The organism is Pseudomonas sp. PvP001, from assembly GCF_040546375.1.
GTDB lineage: Bacteria > Pseudomonadota > Gammaproteobacteria > Pseudomonadales > Pseudomonadaceae > Aquipseudomonas > Aquipseudomonas coleopterorum.
Genome location: NZ_JBEPNQ010000001.1, coordinates 3,754,102 through 3,773,041, shown reverse-complemented (window position 1 = coordinate 3,773,041; position 18,940 = coordinate 3,754,102). Strand labels below are relative to the sequence as shown.

At 63.3% G+C, this 18,940-nt stretch carries 20 protein-coding genes and 1 pseudogene; 2 read left to right on the top strand and 19 right to left on the bottom strand.

Annotated features, from left to right (window positions below; genetic code table 11):
* Positions 1-176 precede the first annotated feature (176 nt).
* Positions 177-2,621, top strand: a complete 2,445-nt coding sequence (locus ABMD26_RS17295) for a penicillin acylase family protein (RefSeq protein ID WP_354310918.1) — start codon at positions 177-179, stop codon at positions 2,619-2,621.
* Between the two features lie 48 nt (positions 2,622-2,669).
* On the opposite strand, the gene ABMD26_RS17290 is transcribed toward ABMD26_RS17295, so the two are convergent.
* From ABMD26_RS17290 to ABMD26_RS17215, 16 genes and pseudogenes are all read right to left on the bottom strand, one after another.
* The gene (locus ABMD26_RS17290) at positions 2,670-3,221 is read right to left on the bottom strand and encodes a DUF1285 domain-containing protein (RefSeq protein ID WP_122743709.1); all 552 of its coding nucleotides are present in this window, start codon (positions 3,219-3,221) and stop codon (positions 2,670-2,672) included.
* A 10-nt stretch (positions 3,222-3,231) separates the two neighbouring features.
* Positions 3,232-3,834 carry a DUF4823 domain-containing protein gene (locus ABMD26_RS17285; protein WP_049862224.1) on the bottom strand — a complete coding sequence of 201 codons (603 nt, stop codon included), beginning with the start codon at positions 3,832-3,834 and terminating at the stop codon, positions 3,232-3,234.
* An 89-nt stretch (positions 3,835-3,923) separates the two neighbouring features.
* Positions 3,924-4,571 carry a TetR/AcrR family transcriptional regulator gene (locus tag ABMD26_RS17280; protein ID WP_049862225.1) on the bottom strand — a complete coding sequence of 216 codons (648 nt, stop codon included), beginning with the start codon at positions 4,569-4,571 and terminating at the stop codon, positions 3,924-3,926.
* A 333-nt stretch (positions 4,572-4,904) separates the two neighbouring features.
* A complete protein-coding gene (locus ABMD26_RS17275) occupies positions 4,905-5,696 on the bottom strand; it encodes a TatD family hydrolase (RefSeq protein WP_354310915.1) in 792 nt (263 codons plus the stop codon).
* 13 nt (positions 5,697-5,709) lie between these two features.
* Positions 5,710-6,066 (bottom strand): PilZ domain-containing protein, encoded by a 357-nt coding sequence (locus ABMD26_RS17270; protein WP_043185228.1) that lies wholly within the window; start codon positions 6,064-6,066, stop codon positions 5,710-5,712.
* Between the two features lie 226 nt (positions 6,067-6,292).
* The gene (locus ABMD26_RS17265; protein ID WP_354310912.1) at positions 6,293-7,279 is read right to left on the bottom strand and encodes a DNA polymerase III subunit delta'; all 987 of its coding nucleotides are present in this window, start codon (positions 7,277-7,279) and stop codon (positions 6,293-6,295) included.
* Positions 7,272-7,905: pseudogene (gene tmk, locus ABMD26_RS17260) on the bottom strand (dTMP kinase). The gene ABMD26_RS17265 and the pseudogene tmk overlap by 8 nt, the downstream one beginning before the upstream one ends.
* 17 nt (positions 7,906-7,922) lie before the next feature.
* Positions 7,923-9,029 (bottom strand): endolytic transglycosylase MltG, encoded by a 1,107-nt coding sequence (gene mltG / locus ABMD26_RS17255; protein ID WP_122743713.1) that lies wholly within the window; start codon positions 9,027-9,029, stop codon positions 7,923-7,925.
* A 3-nt stretch (positions 9,030-9,032) separates the two neighbouring features.
* Positions 9,033-9,848 carry an aminodeoxychorismate lyase gene (gene pabC, locus ABMD26_RS17250; RefSeq protein ID WP_354310909.1) on the bottom strand — a complete coding sequence of 272 codons (816 nt, stop codon included), beginning with the start codon at positions 9,846-9,848 and terminating at the stop codon, positions 9,033-9,035.
* Entirely contained in the window at positions 9,848-11,092 is a 1,245-nt protein-coding gene (fabF, locus tag ABMD26_RS17245; RefSeq protein WP_122743715.1) for a beta-ketoacyl-ACP synthase II, read from the bottom strand. Before fabF ends, pabC begins: the two co-directional genes overlap by 1 nt.
* Before the next feature lie 110 nt (positions 11,093-11,202).
* Positions 11,203-11,439, bottom strand: a complete 237-nt coding sequence (gene acpP / locus ABMD26_RS17240) for an acyl carrier protein (protein ID WP_087265500.1) — start codon at positions 11,437-11,439, stop codon at positions 11,203-11,205.
* A 197-nt stretch (positions 11,440-11,636) separates the two neighbouring features.
* Entirely contained in the window at positions 11,637-12,377 is a 741-nt protein-coding gene (gene fabG / locus ABMD26_RS17235) for a 3-oxoacyl-ACP reductase FabG (RefSeq protein ID WP_354310906.1), read from the bottom strand.
* Positions 12,378-12,392: 15 nt separating this feature from the next.
* A complete protein-coding gene (gene fabD, locus ABMD26_RS17230; RefSeq protein WP_122743717.1) occupies positions 12,393-13,331 on the bottom strand; it encodes an ACP S-malonyltransferase in 939 nt (312 codons plus the stop codon).
* Positions 13,332-13,460: 129 nt separating this feature from the next.
* The gene (gene plsX / locus ABMD26_RS17225) at positions 13,461-14,471 is read right to left on the bottom strand and encodes a phosphate acyltransferase PlsX (RefSeq protein ID WP_354310904.1); all 1,011 of its coding nucleotides are present in this window, start codon (positions 14,469-14,471) and stop codon (positions 13,461-13,463) included.
* 3 nt (positions 14,472-14,474) lie between these two features.
* On the bottom strand, positions 14,475-14,657 hold the full coding sequence (rpmF, locus tag ABMD26_RS17220) for a 50S ribosomal protein L32 (RefSeq protein WP_003179396.1): 183 nt from the start codon (positions 14,655-14,657) through the stop codon (positions 14,475-14,477).
* 13 nt (positions 14,658-14,670) lie between these two features.
* Entirely contained in the window at positions 14,671-15,198 is a 528-nt protein-coding gene (locus ABMD26_RS17215; RefSeq protein WP_043185209.1) for a YceD family protein, read from the bottom strand.
* 94 nt (positions 15,199-15,292) lie between these two features.
* On the opposite strand from ABMD26_RS17215, the gene ABMD26_RS17210 reads away from it, so the two are divergent.
* Positions 15,293-15,871 carry a Maf family protein gene (locus ABMD26_RS17210; protein ID WP_354310880.1) on the top strand — a complete coding sequence of 193 codons (579 nt, stop codon included), beginning with the start codon at positions 15,293-15,295 and terminating at the stop codon, positions 15,869-15,871.
* An 81-nt stretch (positions 15,872-15,952) separates the two neighbouring features.
* Here ABMD26_RS17210 and ABMD26_RS17205 read toward each other — a convergent pair whose 3' ends face one another.
* From ABMD26_RS17205 to rluC, 3 genes are read right to left on the bottom strand one after another with little or no spacing between them, the layout of a single operon-like run.
* Positions 15,953-16,951, bottom strand: coding sequence for a S49 family peptidase (locus ABMD26_RS17205; RefSeq protein WP_134723395.1), 999 nt, complete (start codon positions 16,949-16,951; stop codon positions 15,953-15,955).
* On the bottom strand, positions 16,944-17,642 hold the full coding sequence (locus tag ABMD26_RS17200) for an HAD-IIIA family hydrolase (protein ID WP_354310877.1): 699 nt from the start codon (positions 17,640-17,642) through the stop codon (positions 16,944-16,946). The genes ABMD26_RS17205 and ABMD26_RS17200 overlap by 8 nt, the downstream gene beginning before the upstream one ends.
* On the bottom strand, positions 17,632-18,588 hold the full coding sequence (gene rluC / locus ABMD26_RS17195; RefSeq protein WP_049862372.1) for a 23S rRNA pseudouridine(955/2504/2580) synthase RluC: 957 nt from the start codon (positions 18,586-18,588) through the stop codon (positions 17,632-17,634). The genes ABMD26_RS17200 and rluC overlap by 11 nt, the downstream gene beginning before the upstream one ends.
* Positions 18,589-18,940 lie beyond the last annotated feature (352 nt).

Sequence of the window (18,940 nt, the reverse complement as noted above, 5' to 3'; positions counted from 1 at the left end):
GGCTGCGTTCTGGCAGTCCCCTCTGTAACTCGAGACCTGGCCCAAGTCTGACCGCGGCGCCTACTGCCCGTGAGCGGCTCGACCCAGGCAAAAATAACCCCCGCCAGACGCTTGCGCCCCGCCTTCTCCCTCTCTAACGTAGCGCCTTTTACGCCAGCCCCCGCAGGAGCTTCGCCATGGCCTCGCCCGCCCGTTCATTCTTCACGCCCAGGTTCGGCTGCGCCGCCATGGTGACCGGCATGCTCAGCCTGACTGGCTGTCAACAATGGCTGGGCGGCTCTGCCGAACAAAGCCTGCCGCCCAGCGTGGGCGTACAGCCGCTCAAGGGTCTGGCGCAGAACGTCTCGGTGCGGCGCAACGGCCTGGGGATGCCGCTGATCGAGAGCAACACCTTCCACGATGCCCTGTTTGCTCAAGGGTATGTCGCCGCCAGCGACCGTATCACCCAGATGGTACGCATGCGTCTGCTGGCTCAGGGGCGCCTGGCCGAGCTGGACGGTGCCGATGCACTGGACACCGACCGCCTGCTGCGCAGGATCAACCTGAAGAAGAACGCCGACCAGCTGTACGCCGCTGCATCACCGCGGCTCAAGCGCTTCTTCGATGTGTACGCGCGGGGGGTTAACGCCTATCTGTTCCGCTATCGCGGCAAGTTGCCAGCACCGCTCAGTGGCTACACCCCCGAATACTGGAAGGCCGAAGACTCGGCGCTGATGTTCGCCCTGTGGTCGTTCAGCCAGTCGCTCAACCTGCAGGAAGAGCTGGGCTCGCTGGCGCTGGCGCAGAAAGTGGGTACCGACAAGCTGGCCTGGCTGCTGCCGGTCTATCCGGACGAGAGCCTGCCGTTCACCGAGGCCGAGAAACTCAAGGGTGTGTCTCTGGGCAACTCGCTGACCCATGTGGCGGGGCTGGGCAGTTTGAACCATGAACTCGAGCGGCTGGGCACAGCCAGCTCCAGCAACTGGGCCATCGCCCCGCAACGCGCGCGGTCCGGCAAAAGCCTGTTCGCCAACGATCTACATGCCGCCACTGCGGTACCCTCCGCCTGGAGCTTCGTGCAACTGCGCGCACCACGTTACCAGGCCGCGGGCGTCGCCCTGGCCGGTCTGCCGGGCGTGCTCACAGGCTTCAACGGTCAAGTGGCCTGGGGCATGTCGGCCGTGATGGGCGACAACCAGGATCTGTTTGTGGAAAAGGTCAAAAGCGAAGGCGGCCGCGTGCTGTATCAGTCCAACGGCAAATGGCAACCGGCGCGGGTACGTCAGGAAACCTTCCTGGCCAAGGGGCAGCGGCCACTGCGCGAAGCCGTGTACGAGACCGGTCATGGTGCACTGCTCAACGACCTCGCCGGTCTGTCGGCCAGCGGTGGCTATGGCCTGGCCTTGCAACTGCCGGACCTGACCGAAGACAAGAGCCTGGACGCCCTGTTCGATCTGTCGCGCGCCAGCAATGTCGAGAAGGCCTCGGATGCCAGCCGGCAGATCCGCGCGGTGGCTACCAACCTGCTGTTCGCCGACGCCAACAGCATCGGCTGGCAGGTCACTGGCCGTTTCCCCAATCGCCTCGAGGGCAAGGGCATGCTGCCCTCCCCCGGCTGGGATGGCCGGTATGACTGGGACGGCCTGGCCGACCCGATGCTGCATCCCTACGACCAGGACCCGCCGCAGGGCTGGCTGGGCACCGCCAACCAGCGCATCGTGCCACCGGGCTACGGCATTCAGCTGTCCAACGGCTGGTACTACCCTGAGCGCAGCGAACGCCTGGCCGAACTGGCCGGCGCCGGCAAGCACGACACCCGCAGCATGATCGCCATGCAGTCCGACCAGACCACCCCGTTCGCCGCCAAACTGAAGAAGATGTTTCTCGCACCTGGCATGGCGCAACCGCTGAAGAGCGCCATCGACGCCCTGCCCGACGCCGATCGCACCAAGGCCCGGGAGGCCTACACCCGGCTGATGGCCTTCGATGGCCGGCTGAGCGCGCAATCCGCCGACGCCGCTTTGTACGAGCTGTTTCTGCAACAAAGCATGCAGCGCACCTTCCTCGACGAACTGGGGCCGGTCGACAGCGCCGCCTGGAAGGCCTTTGTCGCTCAGGGCATGGCTTCCTACTCGGCCCAGGCCGACCATCTGCTGGGCCGCGACGACAGTCCGTTCTGGGACGACGTGAGCACGCCTCAGAAGGAAGACAAGCCTGCCATCCTGGCTCGCAGCCTGGCTGCGGCGGTCACGGCTGGCGAGACACAACTGGGCGCCGACCGCAGCAAATGGCAGTGGGGCCGCCTGCACCGCACCAGCTGGACGGACGTCGCTGGCCAGACGGTACGCGGCCCGGTGGCCACTGGCGGTGATCACACCACGCTCAATGCCGCGGCCTACCGTTGGGGCGACAGCTTCGACACCGCGTCGATACCGGCCCTGCGCATCGTCGTCGACTTCGCCCAGACCGAACCCATGATCGGCCTCAACAGCAGCGGGCAATCCGGCAATCCGGCCAGTGCCAACTACGCCGATGGCATCGATGCCTGGGTCAAGAATCAGTACGTCAGCTTTCCGATGCAGCCGCAGAACTTCGAGAAGGCCTATGGCATCAAGCGACTGACCCTGACGCCGCAGAAGTAACCGCCTCAACGGCCCATGCCGGTCCCCCGCCACTCGGGCGGGGGCTGGTCATTGCCCTGGATCCTGGCCTATGGGGAAGAACACCCCACCGCTCCAGACCCCCAGCCAACCGTCACGCACCACCGCCAACTCGACGAGACGATAGAACACGTTGCGGTGAATGCGCGCTTCCAGGTTGGTACGCACCCGTACGTAGGGCGAAGGCTCCTGGCTGCAGGGGTCGATGTCCACCCGCAGCGGATGCTCCTCACCCGCATCGAAACTGTCTTCGACATTGCTGGTGAAGCGCAGCGTCTGCTGCTCGCCTTCACCCGATACCTGCATGTCGACGGCCACGAACGGCGCGTCATCGACGACGATGCCCACCTTCTCCACCGGGGTGACCAGGACGTACTCGTCGCCATCGCGGCGCAGGATGCCCGCGAACAACTTGACCATCGCCGGCCGACCGATCGGCGTGCCCTGGTAGAACCAGGTGCCGTCGCGGGCAATGCGCATGTCGATGTGCCCGCAGAAATCGGGATTCCACAGGTGCACGGGCGGCAAACCCTTTTCGCGAGTGGGAATGTGCGCCAGCAAATCGTCGGCCTTGCCCGTCATGCCTGTCTCCTCAGCGGCTTACGCCCAACAGGCTACGAGCGTAGTCCTCCAGGGGCGGGCCAAGCAAATCTTCCGGTTTGTTGTCATGCATCGTCAGCAGTCCGCCACGGCTGCGGATGGTGGCGGTGTCGATGAGGTAGTGGGTGCTGGTTTCGATGAGCATGATCTGGATCACGCTGCTGTCGACGCCGAGTCGATCCAGGGCCTCCTGGTCGGCCCACTCGTCCGTGTTGCCGATGCGGTCGTCGGCACGGGCAAAACGGGCATAGAGCAGGTAATGCGCACCGGCATTGCGTGCTTCGCCCATGGCCTGCTCCAGGCCCAGCGGTGCCGGGGCACGGCGTACCAGGGGAAAATACTCGACGAAGGCTTCGAACGCTTCTTCGGCGACCACGTTGGGCCTGGGGTAGGCGCCGCCGGGAGGCACGAACGAGCCTTGGGCGATGTAGATGAACGAGTCGGGCTGCACGCGCAGGTTATTGAAGCGGCGGGTTTCGCTGTGGTTCAGCACGCCTGCATCGCTCAGGTGGTAGCGAGCGCCCTCGCCCAGATCACTGACCTTCATGCAGCCGCTCAACGCCAAGAGCGCCAGCAGCACGACCAGATTACGCATGCATCCTCCAGAGCCGGCGACAAGATCCCGGCGATTGGCTGGCTGATGCAGCTTCTGCGCCAGTTTGCGAAGCTCGGGAGTGCCCAGGCTCAGGACTCCTTGGGCCCCGGCAGTTCCGGATCGCGCTTGCGCTTGTTGCCCATGCGCACGCCGATGTCCATCAGGAACTGGAAAAAGCCTTCCTGATCTTCCAGCACATTGCTCCAGAACGGCGAGTGATACAGCGCCACGGCGCCGTGCACCAGTGCCCAGGCTGCGCAGTAGTGGAAGTACGGCGGCACATCCTCCAGCTTGCCTTCGCTGATCCGTCCCTCGATGAGGAAGGTCAGTCGCTCGAAATTGGACGCGCGAATCGTGTGCAACTGCTCGACAAGCTCGGGCACCTGATTGCCTTTGACGACCTTCTCTTCGAGCCTGTCGAACAGTCGGTAGCGCTGCGGATCGCGCATGCGGAATTCGAAATAGGCGCGCGACAAGGCTTCCTTGTCGCGATCGATGTCGGCCGAATGCAGCAGTGCGTTCAAATCGCGCTCGTAGTCGAGCATCAGGCGCAGGTAGATCTCGGCCTTGGATTTGAAGTGCTTGTAGATGGTGCCTTTGCCGATACCGACGGTGTCGGCGATCAACTCGACCGTGACGCTGTCTTCGCCCTGCTCGAGAAAGAGCGCAAGCGCGGTGTCGAGGATTTCCTGCTCGCGGCGGCGAAACTCACGGACCTTACGAGGTTCTTTTTGCATAGGAAGGACTGGATCGAAAGCGAAGGCCGTCATTATGCCTGTATGAGGTCAAAATGCACGGATCATCCGAAATCTCTGGCGTTATGGCGGATATGCCACACAACCCCGAAATCGGTGCTGAGCAACCTTGCACGTATTCCAAATACGTTTAAGAAAACCCGCATGGGCACTGGCGCCCGACTGGCGCTCGACGATACTCAAGGAGTCGTCGCGTCATCTCCCCCAATGACGCGTCGGCAAGGCGTCGATGGACCACGCGCCTGTAGTGACTCCTAATGGTCTTGACCCGGGATTCTCCCCCCAGAGCCCGGGTTTTTTTTGCCTGCGCAACGCTCAGCCCTGACGACGAACCCGTGCCAGCGGGAACAGCCGGCAAAAGTTGTCGGTGGTGCGCTCGGCCAGGCTTTCGAACGTCTCGCCCCGGACCGTGGCAATGCACTGCGCCACTTCCCGAACGTACTGCGGCAGGTTGGACTTGCCACGGTAGGGAATGGGCGCCAGGTAAGGCGAATCGGTCTCGACCAGGAGGCGATCGGCAGGCACCTGGCGGGCGACTTCGCGCAAGGCATCGGCATTGCGGAACGTCACGATGCCCGACAGCGAAATGTAGAAGCCCAGGTCGAGGGCAGCCTTGGCCATGTCCCAATCTTCGGTGAAGCAATGCAGTACGCCGGCCTGGGGCAACTGCGCCTCGCGCAACAGGGCCAGGGTGTCGGCACGCGCGCCGCGGGTATGCACGATGACCGGTTTGCCGGTCAGGTTGGCCGCCTGCAGGTGCAGGCGGAACGATGCCTGCTGCAACTCTGCGGCCTCGGGTTCGTAGTGGTAGTCCAGGCCGGTTTCGCCGATCGCCACGACGCGGGGATCATCGAGCTCGCCCAGGAGCCAGTCCAGGGCCGGTGGCTGCCCGGGTGCCAGGTCCAGGGGGTGAATGCCGACCGAGCAATCGACATCGTCGTAGCGGCCGGCCAGGGCCTTGACCGCAGCGGCATTCTCGGCGCTCACGCCGATGCACAGGAAGTGGCCGACACCGCAGGCGCGCGCGGCATCGAGCGCGGTGTCCAGGCAGCCGTTGTGTTCGGCGAGGTCGAGGCGATCCAGGTGACAGTGGGAATCTACAAGCATGAGGATAGGACAACTACATCGTGTGAGTGGGACGGTCGGACTTCAAGGCACCGGCCAGGTAGGTTTCGATCTTGTTGCGCGCAGTGTTGTCGCCATCGTTGAACTGCACGCCGACTCCGGCAGCGCGGTTGCCCTGGGCGCCCTTGGGGGTGATCCAGGCCACGCGGCCAGCGACCGGAATCTTTTCCGGCTCGTCCATCAGGTTGAGCAGCATGAACAACTCATCGCCCAGCTTGTAGCTCTTGCTGGTGGGGATGAACAGGCCACCGTTCTTGATGAACGGCATGTAGGCGGCATACAGAACGGCCTTGTCCTTGATGGTCAGGGACAGAATGCCGTTGCGCGGTCCGGGACTGACGGGTTGATTCATTCGTGCTCCCTTACTGGTGGTCGATTTTTGCGGCCACGGTTGGCAGTGCCGCGTTGTATCGGAAAAATCCCGTGCGCCCTGACGCGGCTTGCGCCGCTGCTACACATTCACATGCAGGCTCCATTTGGCCGCCCCTGTAGCAGCGGTGCAAGCCGCGTCCGGTATCGCTGCGGTCTTTCAGACAAACTACCGCCAGCGGCAGCAGCGTGCGACCACAATGCACCCATCACCGCTGCCCCGGCAAGGCCATCCAGGACACCAGCAGGGCTTCGATCAGCAATACCCGATTCAGGTTGGCCTTGGCCAGAACCTTCTGGCGCTGCATCAGCACCCAGTCCTGAATGGCCAGCACCTTGTCCTGAGTGCTCTTGTCGGCCAGATATTGCAGTACCTTGCGCATGTCGCTCAAGCCCAGGCCCTGCTCGTCCGCCGTCAGGCGATAGCGCAGCAGCAGGTTCGACCACTCGCAGAACCAGTCGAACAGCAGCAGCAACGGTACACCGCTCCAGGCGTCGGCCAATTGGCTGGGCGTCTGCTGCCCTTTCAACAGCTTCTTCACGCCGTCGACGACCAGAGCCCGCTGCTCGACGATCCCCGCAGCCTGCAACCTGACGGCAGCCAGAGGTGAGCCGGCAGCCAGGGCCAGCAGATCGGCACGCGCGCCTTCGTCCACGTCCGGCAGCGCCGTGGCCAGCCATTGCAGGCTGACCGCCTGGCTGGGCAGCGGGCAGGCCTGCTGCACGCACCGGCTCTTGACCGTGGGCAGCAAGCGGCTGGGCTGATGGCTGACCAACAGCAACACGGTATTGCCCGAGGGCTCTTCGAGACTCTTCAGCAAGGCATTGGCCGCGTTGATGTTCATGGCTTCGGTGGGCTCGATCAGCACCACCTTGCGCCCACCCAGCTGCGCCGTCTGCACCACGAACGCCACCAGTTCGCGGACCTGGTCGACCTTGATCGCCTTGTCCGCTTCCTCGGGTTCGAGGATGAAGTTGTCCGGATGACTGCCGGCCTGCAGCAGCAGACAGGACTTGCAGACGCCACAGGCCTGCTGCGCGGCGGGACGCTGGCACAACAGCAACGCCATCAGCCGCTCGGCCAGGGCACGCTTGCCAATGCCCTGCGGCCCGTGCAGCAGATAGGCATGGGCATGCTGGGTGCGTCCGGCGAGCTTGTGCCACAGATCGTCTTGCCAGGGGTAGGCTTCAGCCACGCGGCAGGCCTCGCAGTTCGGGCAGCAGTGCATCCAGCGCCTGCTGAACCTGCGCCAGGCTTTGCCCGGCATCGATCACACGGTACCGCGAAGGCGCCGCAGCGGCGCGCGCCAGGTAAGCACTGCGCACAGCTTCGAAGAATGCTCGACCCTCTTGCTCGAAGCGATCCAGGCGGCCCCTTGCGCTGGCACGGGCCAGACCGATTTCTACTGGCAGGTCGAACACCAGCGTGAGGTCCGGGCGGCAGGTCTCCCTGAACGAAGGTTTCAAGCTGGGCGATGCGTTCGTGGGAAAGCCCGCGACCGCCGCCTTGGTAGGCGTAGGTGGCATCGGTAAAACGATCGCACAGAACCACCGCACCGCGCGCCAGCGCCGGGCGAATCACCTGAGCCAGGTGTTGGGCCCGCGCGGCGAACATCAACAGCAGTTCGGTATCCACGCACATGGTTTCATCGCTGGGTGCCAGCAGCAGTTCACGGATACGTTCGGCCAACGGCGTACCGCCCGGTTCGCGGGTGAGTACGACGTCCAGCCCACTGGCGCGCAAACGCTCGGCCAAGTATTCGCGATTGGTGCTCTTGCCCGCGCCTTCCGGCCCTTCCAGGGTAATGAATAAACCGGTCACAGAGTGTCCTTGCAAAGTCATTGAGCAGGCGCCTCGGCGGCGTCCGGCTTCTCTTGTGGCTCGCGCGTGCCGGTCTCGCTCGGTGCCGCTGCGGGCGCGGGACTGGAGCGATAATCGGCGCGGCGTTTGAGCTGGTACTCGCGCACCGCCGCGTTGTGGGCGTCCAGATCGTCGGAAAAGACATGGCTGCCGTCGCCGCGCGCAACGAAATACAGGCTGCTGCCGGGAACCGGATTGAGCGCGGCATGAATGGCCTCGCGGCCCACCATGGCAATGGGCGTGGGCGGCATTCCGGCGATCACGTAAGTGTTGTAGGCCGTCGGCTCGCGCAGGTCGGCGCGGGTCAGCTTGCCGTTGTAGCGCTCGCCCATGCCGTAGATCACGGTCGGGTCGGTCTGCAGTAACATGCCAGCCTTGAGGCGGCGCACGAATACACCGGCGATCTCGCCACGCTCCTGGGGCACACCGGTTTCCTTCTCCACCAGAGACGCCATGATCAACGCCTGATAGGGCTCGCTGTACGGCGCGCTGGCGGCGCGTTCGGCCCATTCGCTGGCCAGCACCTCCTCCAGTCGTCCGTAGGCCTGCTGCAGCAGCTCGACATCGCTCATGCCGCGCACGTACTTGTAGGTGTCAGGGAAAAAACGGCCTTCGGGAAACACCTTGGGGTGGCCGATGCGCGCCATGACTTCACTGTCACTCAGGCCACCCAAGGTCTGCTCGAGCTTTTCCTGGCGCGCCAACGCGGCGCGCACCTGACGAAAATTCCAGCCCTCGACCAGGGTCAGGCTGTACTGCACCACCTCGCCGCGCTGCCAGACATTGAACAGCTCGTTCACCGTCATGCCCGGGGTCAGGCGGTATTCGCCGGTGTGCAGCGGCTGCCCGGCGCGATTGAAGCGCCAGTACAGGCGCAGCCAGAAGGCATCCCGCAGGGTACCCGCCGCCTCCATGCGCAGGATCGTGCCGCCAGGGGTCGCACGGTTGGGTACATCCAGCAATTGTTCTTGAGTGACGGCCAGCGGCTGGTTCAGGGCGCTGTCGACTTTCCAGGCCGCCACGCCCGTTGCCAGTACGGCAACCACGATGAGCGTCTCCAGCAACAGCAGAAATTTACGCTTCACAAATCAGGCATCCAATAGCGCGTGGGCAATGCCTTGCAGTTTACGGGTGAGCGGACCCGCCGGCCACCTCAGTGACGTGAATGCGCGCACAGGCCACACGCCGTAGACGCTGTTGCACACGAAGACTTCCTCGGCCCGGGCCAGGTCCGCTGGCCACAGGTCGTCCACTACCACCTGCAGGCCCAGGCTTGCGGCCTGCTCCAGCAGTTCGGCACGCATCACCCCGGCCACGCCACAGCGCTGCAGGGAAGGCGTGTGCAGCACCCCGTCGATGACCAGAAAAAGATTGCTGTAGACCCCTTCGACCACCCGCCCGGACATGTCCAGCATCAAACCTTCGGCGAAGCTCGGGTCGCTCCATTCGGCGCGTGCCAGGACCTGTTCCAGGCGATTGAGGTGTTTGAGTCCGGCCAGCAACGGCTGCTCGGCCAGGCGCGTAGTGCAGGGATAGAGTTCCACGCCCTGCGCGCCGTTGGCCTGCGGATAGGCAGGGCTTGGACCGCCTTGCAGAATGCGTCGCGCACCGGCCTGCGGATCGGGCGCGTAACCTCGGGCACTGTCGCCACGGGTGACGATCAGCTTGAGCACGCCCTCCTCCAGCGCTGCGGCATAGCGGACAACTTCGTCGCGCAGCACGGCCGAGTCGATCAGGATGGCCAGACGCTGGCAGCCCAGCGCAACGCGCGTCAGATGACGCTCGAGAAGTATCGCCTGGCCACCGCGCACGGCGACGGTTTCGAACACACCGTCACCGTAGGCCAGGCCCCGACTCTTCAGGCCCAGCGCATCGCATGGCTGCCCGTCGAGCCAGGCCTGCATCAACCGGCGAAGCGCCGGAAGACCAGCGAACCGTTGGTGCCACCGAACCCGAACGAGTTGCTCAGCACCACATCGATCGGCATGCTGCGTGCGGTATGGGGCACGAAGTCCAGATCGCAGCCTTCGTCAGGCTCGTCGAGGTTGATGGTGGGCGGCGCCATCTGGCTGTTGATCGCCAGCACACTGAAAATCGCCTCGACCGCACCTGCGGCGCCGAGCAGGTGCCCGGTCATCGACTTGGTGGAGCTCACCGCGAGCTTGTAGGCATGCTCACCGAACACGGTCTTGATGGCACTGACTTCGGCCAGGTCGCCCGCCGAGGTCGAGGTGCCATGGGCGTTGATGTACTGCACCTGGTCAGGCGTGACGCCAGCATCGCGCAGGGCATTGGCCATGCAGCGCGCCGCGCCGGCCCCGTCTTCGGGCGGCGAGGTCATGTGGAACGCATCGCCGCTGGTGCCGAAACCGATCAGTTCGGCATAAATGGTGGCACCACGTGCCTGAGCATGTTCGAGCTCTTCGAGTACCAGGGCGCCAGCGCCGTCGGACAGCACGAAACCGTCACGGCCCTTGTCCCACGGACGACTGGCACGGGTTGGCTCGTCGTTACGCGTGGACAACGCACGGGCCGCGCCGAAACCGCCCATGCCCAAGCCGCACGCGGCCATTTCAGCACCGCCGGCGATCATCACGTCGGCTTCGCCATACGCGATGTTGCGCGCGGCCATGCCGATGCAATGGGTACCGGTGGTGCAGGCCGTAGCGATCGCGTAATTGGGTCCCTGAGCGCCGAGGTGGATCGACAGGAAACCGGAAATCATGTTGATGATCGAGCCAGGCACGAAGAAGGGCGATATCCGCCGCGGTCCGCTGTCATGCATGATCTTGCAGGTTTCTTCGATATTGGTCAGGCCACCAATACCCGAACCCATGGCCACGCCGATACGCTCGCGATTGGCGTCGGTGACTTCGAGACCGGCGTTGCGCACCGCCTGGAAACCTGCAGCCAGGCCGTATTGAATGAACAAGTCGAGCTTGCGTGCCTCCTTGACCGAGAGGTATTGCTCGACCTCGAACCCCTTCACCGAGCCGCCGAAACGGGTCGAATAGGCCGATAGATCCGTATGCTCGATGGGACCTATGCCACTGCGGCCGGCCAGGATGCCCTGCCAGCTGCTCGGCACGTCGGTGCCCAGCGGTGACAGCATGCCCATACCTGTGACCACGACGCGTCTACGCGACACAGCACTCTCCTTATTCTGGAAACATCAACGCGCGGCCGTCTAAAGAAAAAACCGCACGCCAACGAAGGCAGTGCGGTTTTTCCATGACAAGCAACGGCGATTACAAAACGTTACGCCTGGTGGGCAGTGACGTAATCGATAGCAGCTTGAACGGTGGTGATCTTCTCGGCTTCTTCGTCAGGAATCTCGGTTTCGAATTCCTCTTCCAGAGCCATCACCAGCTCAACGGTGTCCAGAGAATCGGCACCCAGATCTTCAACGAAAGAAGCGGTGTTCACGACTTCTTCCGATTTGACGCCCAGTTGCTCGGCGACGATCTTCTTGACGCGTTCTTCGATGGTGCTCATACCTTGTTTTCACTCCTAATGGACATATGTCAGGCGGCTGGCCGGTACGTAAGTTTATAGAAGAAGCTCGGCTTTTCAAACTGAAAGCGTCACTGCGACCCTACGCAAGCCCGCCACCTAGAATTCGGATGCAGCTTTATAACGGATTTTGGATGTCGGGTAAGACATTTTTTTGAAGCCATCCGTCACAAATTTCGTTACATGTACATGCCGCCGTTCACCGGAATTGTAGCCCCGGTCACGTAGGCTGCACCGTCGGAGGCCAGAAAACCGACCATTTTGGCGATTTCATCGGCCTGCCCCAGGCGGCCCAGAGGGATCTGTACCTGCAAGGCTTCACGCTGTGCCTCGGGCAGTTCGCGGGTCATGTCGGTGTCGATGAAACCAGGCGCCACCGAGTTCACGGTGATCGCGCGCGAACCCACTTCACGGGCCAGGGCACGGCTGAAGCCTTCGAGACCGGCCTTGGCTGCCGCGTAGTTTACTTGGCCGACGTTGCCCATTGCACCCACAACCGAGCCGATGCTGATGATCCGGCCCCAGCGCGCCTTGGTCATGCCACGCAGTACGGCCTTGGACAGGCGGAACAAGCTGTTGAGGTTGGTATCGACCACATCATGCCATTCGTCGTCTTTCATGCGCAGCATCAGGTTGTCGCGGGTGATACCGGCGTTGTTGACCAGAATCGCCGGCGCACCGAACTGTTCCTGAATCCTGGCCAGGGTGGCGGCCACCGATTCGTCGCTGCACACGTTGAGTTCCAGGCCGGTACCTTCGATACCGTGTTCCTTGAGCGTGGCGGCAATGCGCGCAGCGCCGCTCTCGGAGGTGGCGGTACCGATGACGGTGGCGCCCATGCGACCCAGTTCCAGGGCGATCGCCTGGCCAATGCCACGGCTGGCGCCGGTGACCAGTGCAACTTTACCTTGCAGGCTCATGCAAGCTCTCCTTGATCAGGCTTGCGCCGCGCGAGCGGCGGCGAAAGCTTCGGGGGTGTTCAGGTTTTCGGTGCTCACGCCATCGGCGCAGCGCTTGTTGAGGCCAGCCAGGACCTTGCCCGGACCGCACTCCACCAGACGTGGTGCGCCCTGGGCCGCCAGGTACTGCACGGTTTCGACCCAGCGCACCGGTTTGTACAGCTGCTCGAGCAGGTCGCGCTTGAGGGTTTCCAGATCGGCCGGTACGCCGGCACTCACGTTCTGTACGACCGGGATCTGCGGCGCCTGCCAGTCGATGGCGTTGATCGATTCGGCGAAACGCTCGGCAGCCGGCTTCATTAACGCACAGTGCGACGGCACGCTGACCGGCAAGGGCATGGCGCGCTTGGCGCCCTTGGCCTTGCACAGTTCGATGGCACGGGCGACGGCCTGTGCGGCACCGGCAATCACTACCTGGCCCGGGGAATTGAAGTTGACTGCACTGACGACTTCACCCTGTGCGGCTTCGGCGCAGGCAGCCAGCACATCGGCGTCTTCCAGGCCGAGAATGGCCGCCATGGCGCCCTGCCCAGCCGGTACCGCTTCCTGCATCAGTTGGCCACGACGCTCCACCAGCTTGACCGCATCGGCCAGCGACAGGCAGCCAGCGGCAACCAGCGCGCTGTACTCGCCCAGGCTATGGCCGGCGACATAGGCCGGACGCTCGCCGCCCTCGGCCAGCCACAGGCGCCACAGCGCGACGGAGGCAGCAAGAATCGCAGGTTGCGTCTTGTCGGTCTGGTTGAGGCTTTCGACCGGGCCTTGCTGAACCAGCGCCCAGAGGTCATAACCCAGGGCGTCGGACGCCTCTTTGAAGGTGTCCATGACCAAAGGGTATTGCGTGCCCAGTTCGGCCAGCATGCCGAGCGACTGGGAACCTTGCCCCGGGAAAACGAATGCGAGGGATGCAGACATTGAACAAGCCCTTGTGTGATCTTGTTGCCGAAAATTTCGACGCCGGAAGCGTACCCGGCGCACTGAACTGACAGTTGGATAACCTATGCCCGCCGGTGGTCACATTCAAGCACCTGGGGCCAGGCATGCCTAAAGCAGCATCTGCGCCAACCGCCCGTGCAGGCGTTGGGGCAGGTTTTCACGAATCTCGTCGCGTGCACGGTCTATCGCGCACTGCAAGCCTTCCACGCCAGCGGCGCCATGGCTCTTGACCACGATACCCTGCAGGCCGAGGAAACTGGCACCGTTGTAGCGCGCCGGCGCCAGATCGGCCTGCAAGCGCTTGAGCAGCGGCATGGCCAAGGCGCCCACGGCCCGCGCCATCAGGCTGCTCTGGAACAGCGCCTGAACGCGTTCGGCGAACATGCCGGCCAGACCCTCGTTGGATTTCAGCAGGATGTTGCCGACGAAACCGTCGCACACCACCACATCGGCCTCGCCTCGGAACACACCGTCGCCTTCGATGAAGCCGGTGTAGTTCAAGCCCTGCGCCTTGCGCAGCAGACTTGCCGCCAGCTTGACCTGCTGGTTGCCCTTGATGTCCTCGGTACCGACGTTGAGCAGCGCCACCCGTGGCCGTTCGACACCCAGCGCTTGAGCGGCCACCGACCCCATCACGGCGAACTGATACAGATGCTCGGCGCTGCAATCGACATTGGCGCCCAGGTCGAGCAGCTGGCAGTAGCCTCCCCGCGTGGGAATGGCGGCCATCATCGCGGGGCGGTCGATACCGGGCAGCGTCTTGAGCAGGTGCCTGGACAGCGCCATCAAGGCCCCGGTGTTGCCCGCGCTGACCACGGCCTGGACCTGCTCGTCGCGCAGCAACTGGAGCGCCACCCGCATCGAGGAATGCGGCTTGCCGCGCAACGCCTGTGACGGGCGCTCGTCCATGCCGACCACTTCGCTGGCGGCAGCGACGTGCAGGCGTGAGCGATCCACCGCCGGCTGGCTGGCAATCAGTTCTTCGAGGAGTTGAGGGTGACCGACGAGGGTCAGGTGCAGCGAGGGAGTAGCGGACAGGCAGGCAAGGCTGGCCTGAACAATGCTGCGGGGACCGAAGTCCCCGCCCATTGCATCAATCGCGACGGACTGAGCGGACAAGATTTACTCGTCAGCGCCCTTGTCGATCACTTTACGGCCACGGTATACGCCTTCTGGCGATACGTGGTGACGCAGGTGCACTTCACCGGTGGTCTTTTCGACCGACAGGGTGCTTGCCTCGAGTGCGTCGTGCGAACGGCGCATGTCACGGGCAGAGCGGGATTTTTTGTTCTGCTGAACAGCCATAATTGATTAACTCCTAAACGTTTGGGTCACGCTTTAACTGCGCCAATACACTGAACGGGTTGGACCGCGTTACCTCGTCCTCGCTCGGATCGGGATCATCTGCTCCCGCCGGCTGCTGGCATTCTTCCGGATGATGAGCAGGCACGATAGGCAAGGCGAGCAACAGCTCCTCCTCGACCAGCGCCTGCAGATCCAATGGATCTTCGCCCAGTTCCAGCACGTCATAACCTTTCGGTAACGACTGGGTGTTCGCACCCTCCTTCACCACGGCGTAACTGCATTCGCTGTGGATCGGCAGGGTTACCAGCTCAAGACAACGCTGGCAAACCATCTTGACTTCGACGTCCAGGCAGCTGTGGATGACCACGGCCTTGCGTTCGTCTCGTTCGAAGATGAATTTGGCCTGCACCGTACCGACGTTGTCGGAAAGCGGGTCGCAGAGTCTCTCCAAATCGGCCAACTGCAGCGAACCTTCAAGGGTTACGCCACGATCTGCCAATTTGCGCGGGTCAACGTGAGGTGGAATCGGGTCATTCAACATAGGCGCAGCATTTTAGGGACGCCCCCCTCGCCTGTCAAAGGAAATTCGGGCCTGGGTGCGTGATAGAGTGGCCGTTCATCCACAGGAGCCTGCCATGCCCGCCCTGCTACTTGCTTCCAGCTCGCCCTACCGCCGCGAACTGCTGTCGCGGCTGCGTCTGCCGTTCACCTGCGCCTCGCCCGATATCGATGAAAGCCACCTGCCAGACGAGCCGGCGTGCGCCCTGGTCAAGCGCCTGGCCGAACAGAAGGCCAGGGCGCTGTCGGCCGCCCACCCCGGGCACCTGATCATTGGTTCGGATCAGGTCGCAGTGTTGGGCGAGAGGATTCTGGGCAAGCCGCTGGATTTCGAGCATGCGCGCGAACAGTTGATCGCGGCCAGCGGTGCATCCGTCACGTTTCTCACCGGTCTGGCGCTATTGAATGTGGACAGCGGCGAGTGTCAGGTCGATGTGGTGCCGTTCACGGTGAACATGCGCCGGCTCTCGACCGCAGCCATCGAGCGCTACCTGCTGGCAGAAAAGCCCTATGACTGCGCCGGCAGCTTCAAGGCCGAGGGGCTGGGCGTGAGCCTGTTCCAGAGCACCGAAGGCCCGGACGCCACCAGCCTGGTCGGCCTGCCGCTGATCCGCCTGGTGGACATGCTGCTCAAAGAGGGTGTGCAAATCCCCTGAGTCCTGCGGAGCGATCACCATCGCCTTTGCGGGCAAAAAGCTCGCCGCCCGCGAAAGGGCACTTGATCGCACCGCACAACCTCAGCGCAGACTCGGCCCCTGAAACCCCATCCACATGGCGATCTGATCGGCAACGCTGGCACCCAGCTTTTTCGAGAAACGGTCCAGCGGCGACTCCTTCACGGTGAAGTCGACCATATCCTTGGCGCCGATCACGTCACGGGCAACCATACTGCTACTGCCCAAGGCATCGACCAGGCCCAGTTGCAGCGCCTGCTCGCCCGACCAGATCAGCCCGGAAAACAGCTCCGGATGCTCCTTGTCCTTGAGTCGATCGCCACGCCCGGCCTTCACGCTGTCGATGAACTGCCGATGGGTCGTGGCCAGAACGCCCTTCCAGAACTCGGTCTCATCGGCGCGCTGTGGCTGGAACGGATCCAGAAAGGCCTTGTGCTCACCCGAGGTATAGGCGCGTCGCTCCACGCCCAGCTTTTCCATGGTGCCGACGAAGCCGTAGCCCGCCGCAGTCACACCTATAGAGCCGACCAGGCTGGATTTGTCCGCGTAGATCTGGTCAGCCGCGCTGGCGATGTAATAGGCACCGGAGGCGCCCAGGTCGGCGATCACGGCATAGACCTTGATGTCCGGATGCTCGCCGCGCAGGCGACGGATCTCGTCGTACACATAGCCGGACTGCACCGGGCTGCCGCCAGGGCTGTTGATGCGCAGGATCACGCCTTTCACCTTGGTATCTTCGAAGGCGCTGCGCAGGCTGCCGACGATATTGTCCGCGCTCGCCGCTTCCTTGTCGGCAATCACGCCGCGTACGTCGATCACGGCGGTGTACCCGGATGCACCACTGGTGGCAGCCTTTTCCATGTCCAGCAACGGCGAAAACAGCAAGATCGCGCCGAACAGGTAAATAAAGGTCAAGAACTTGAAGAATATGCCCCAGCGGCGTGCGCGGCGCTGCTCCTGAACACTGGCCAGCAAAGTCTTTTCCAGCAGCCGCCAGCTTTTCTCGTCGCCGATCGGGGCGCTGCCCTCTTCGCTGCGCGGCGCTTTCCATTGGTCAGACATTCTCTACTCCTTGCTCAAGGCCACGCGCACCGGCGCGACGACTGTTCAGCCACTGCGGCAGTTGATCGAACGACTCGATGCACAGTTGCGGTTCGTATTGCCGCAGCACATCCAGCGGCAAGGCGCCATAACCCACTGCCACGCTGTGCATGCCGGCATTGCGGGCCATCAACAGATCGAACGAGGCATCGCCGACCATCAGCGAACGCTCAGGCCCCACCTCACAATGGCTCATGATCTGCTCAAGCATCAGAGGATGGGGCTTGCCGCGGGTTTCATCGGCCGCACGGGTGATGTCGAAAAAGTCCTCCCAGCCATGGGCCTTGAGCACACGATCCAGACCCCGGCGCGCCTTGCCGGTGGCCACCGCCAAGCGGTAACCCTGCTCGCGAAATCCAAGCAAGGCCTCGCGGACCCCGGGATACAACAAGGAAGGGGTAGCGTCCAGGGCCATGTAGGCGTCGGCATAGTGATCGCGCATAGCCATCACCTGTACGTCGTCGAGCTGGGGATACAAAACACTGATGGCTTCCGGCAAGGCCAGGCCGATGATGCCCTTCACCGCCTCGTCACTGCAGGGCGGATATCCCGATGCCGCCGCTGCGGCGTGCATGGCCTCGACGATCCGGCCGATGGAGTCGCACAGGGTGCCATCCCAGTCGAAAATCAGCAGTTTGTAATCAGCTTGCACTCAGTCGCTCCACGGTCTTGGCCCAGACCTCGTCGACCGGCGCCTCGACCTTCAGCTCGCCGCCATCGGGCAGCGGCACGGTCAGCGCGTAGGCATGCAGGAACAGCCGCTTGCCGCCCAGGTCGCGAATCTCCTTGGAAAAGTTCTCGTCGCCGTACTTGGTATCGCCCGCGATCTCGTGACCGGCGTGCAGGGCATGCACACGGATCTGATGGGTGCGCCCGGTGATGGGGCGTGCTTCGACGATGGTCGCGAAGTCGCCGAAGCGACGCAGCACCTTGAACAGGGTCAGCGCTTCCTTGCCTTCTTCGTTGATCTCGACCATGCGCTCGCCGGAGCGCAGGTTACTCTTGAGCAAAGGCGCATTGACCTGTTTCTTGGCCGTCGCCCAATGCCCTCGAACCAGGGCCATGTAGCGTTTGTCGACACCGTCGCCACGCAGCGCGGCGTGCAGGTGGCGCAGCATGCTGCGCTTCTTGGCGATCATCAACAGGCCGGAGGTGTCCCGGTCCAGGCGATGCACCAGCTCGAGCTCCTTGGCATCGGGACGCAACTGGCGAAAGGCTTCGATCACACCGAAGCTCAGGCCACTGCCGCCGTGCACGGCAATGCCTGCCGGCTTGTTCAGCACGATCAGCGCCTTGTCTTCGTAGACGATGGCGTCCTCGAGGCGCTGCAGCAGCCCTTGCGCCACCGGCACCGGGGCGTCGCGCTCGGGCAGGCGCACCGGCGGCACACGCACGATGTCGCCAGCCTGCAGCTTGTATTCGGGCTTGATGCGCCCTTTGTTCACTCGCACTTCGCCCTTGCGCAGGATGCGATAGATCAAGGTTTTGGGCACGCCCTTGAGCGCCGTGATAAGGAAGTTGTCTATGCGTTGGCCGGCAAGTTCCGGCGCAACCTCGATCAGCTGAACGCCGGAGGTTGGGGGAGTAGTAGTCGTCATGGCCGCGATCATAACAATTTTTTATGGATTTGAAGCACTTAATGATTGCTGCTATAGTCGCGAACGCCGCCATAAGCGGCTGGGCAGCGGACAAGCGGTTATGAACCAGCCCTGACCAACGCAATTCTCGAGGACGCGAGGCCGTCCTACGGGGCTTTTGCCAGTAACGGAGTATTTGAGGGCAACGCCCGCGCAGGTGCGAGAAGGCCGATGAAAGCCCAGGAACCCCGGCATACCGGACACCTTCCTGCCTTTGTTCGACGCCACTCCCGCTTCGCAGTCGCTCTCACCCAGTTCAGGCACAAGCTTCGGAAACCCAACGCCTTAGTCATACAGGGCGAACTTTACGAAT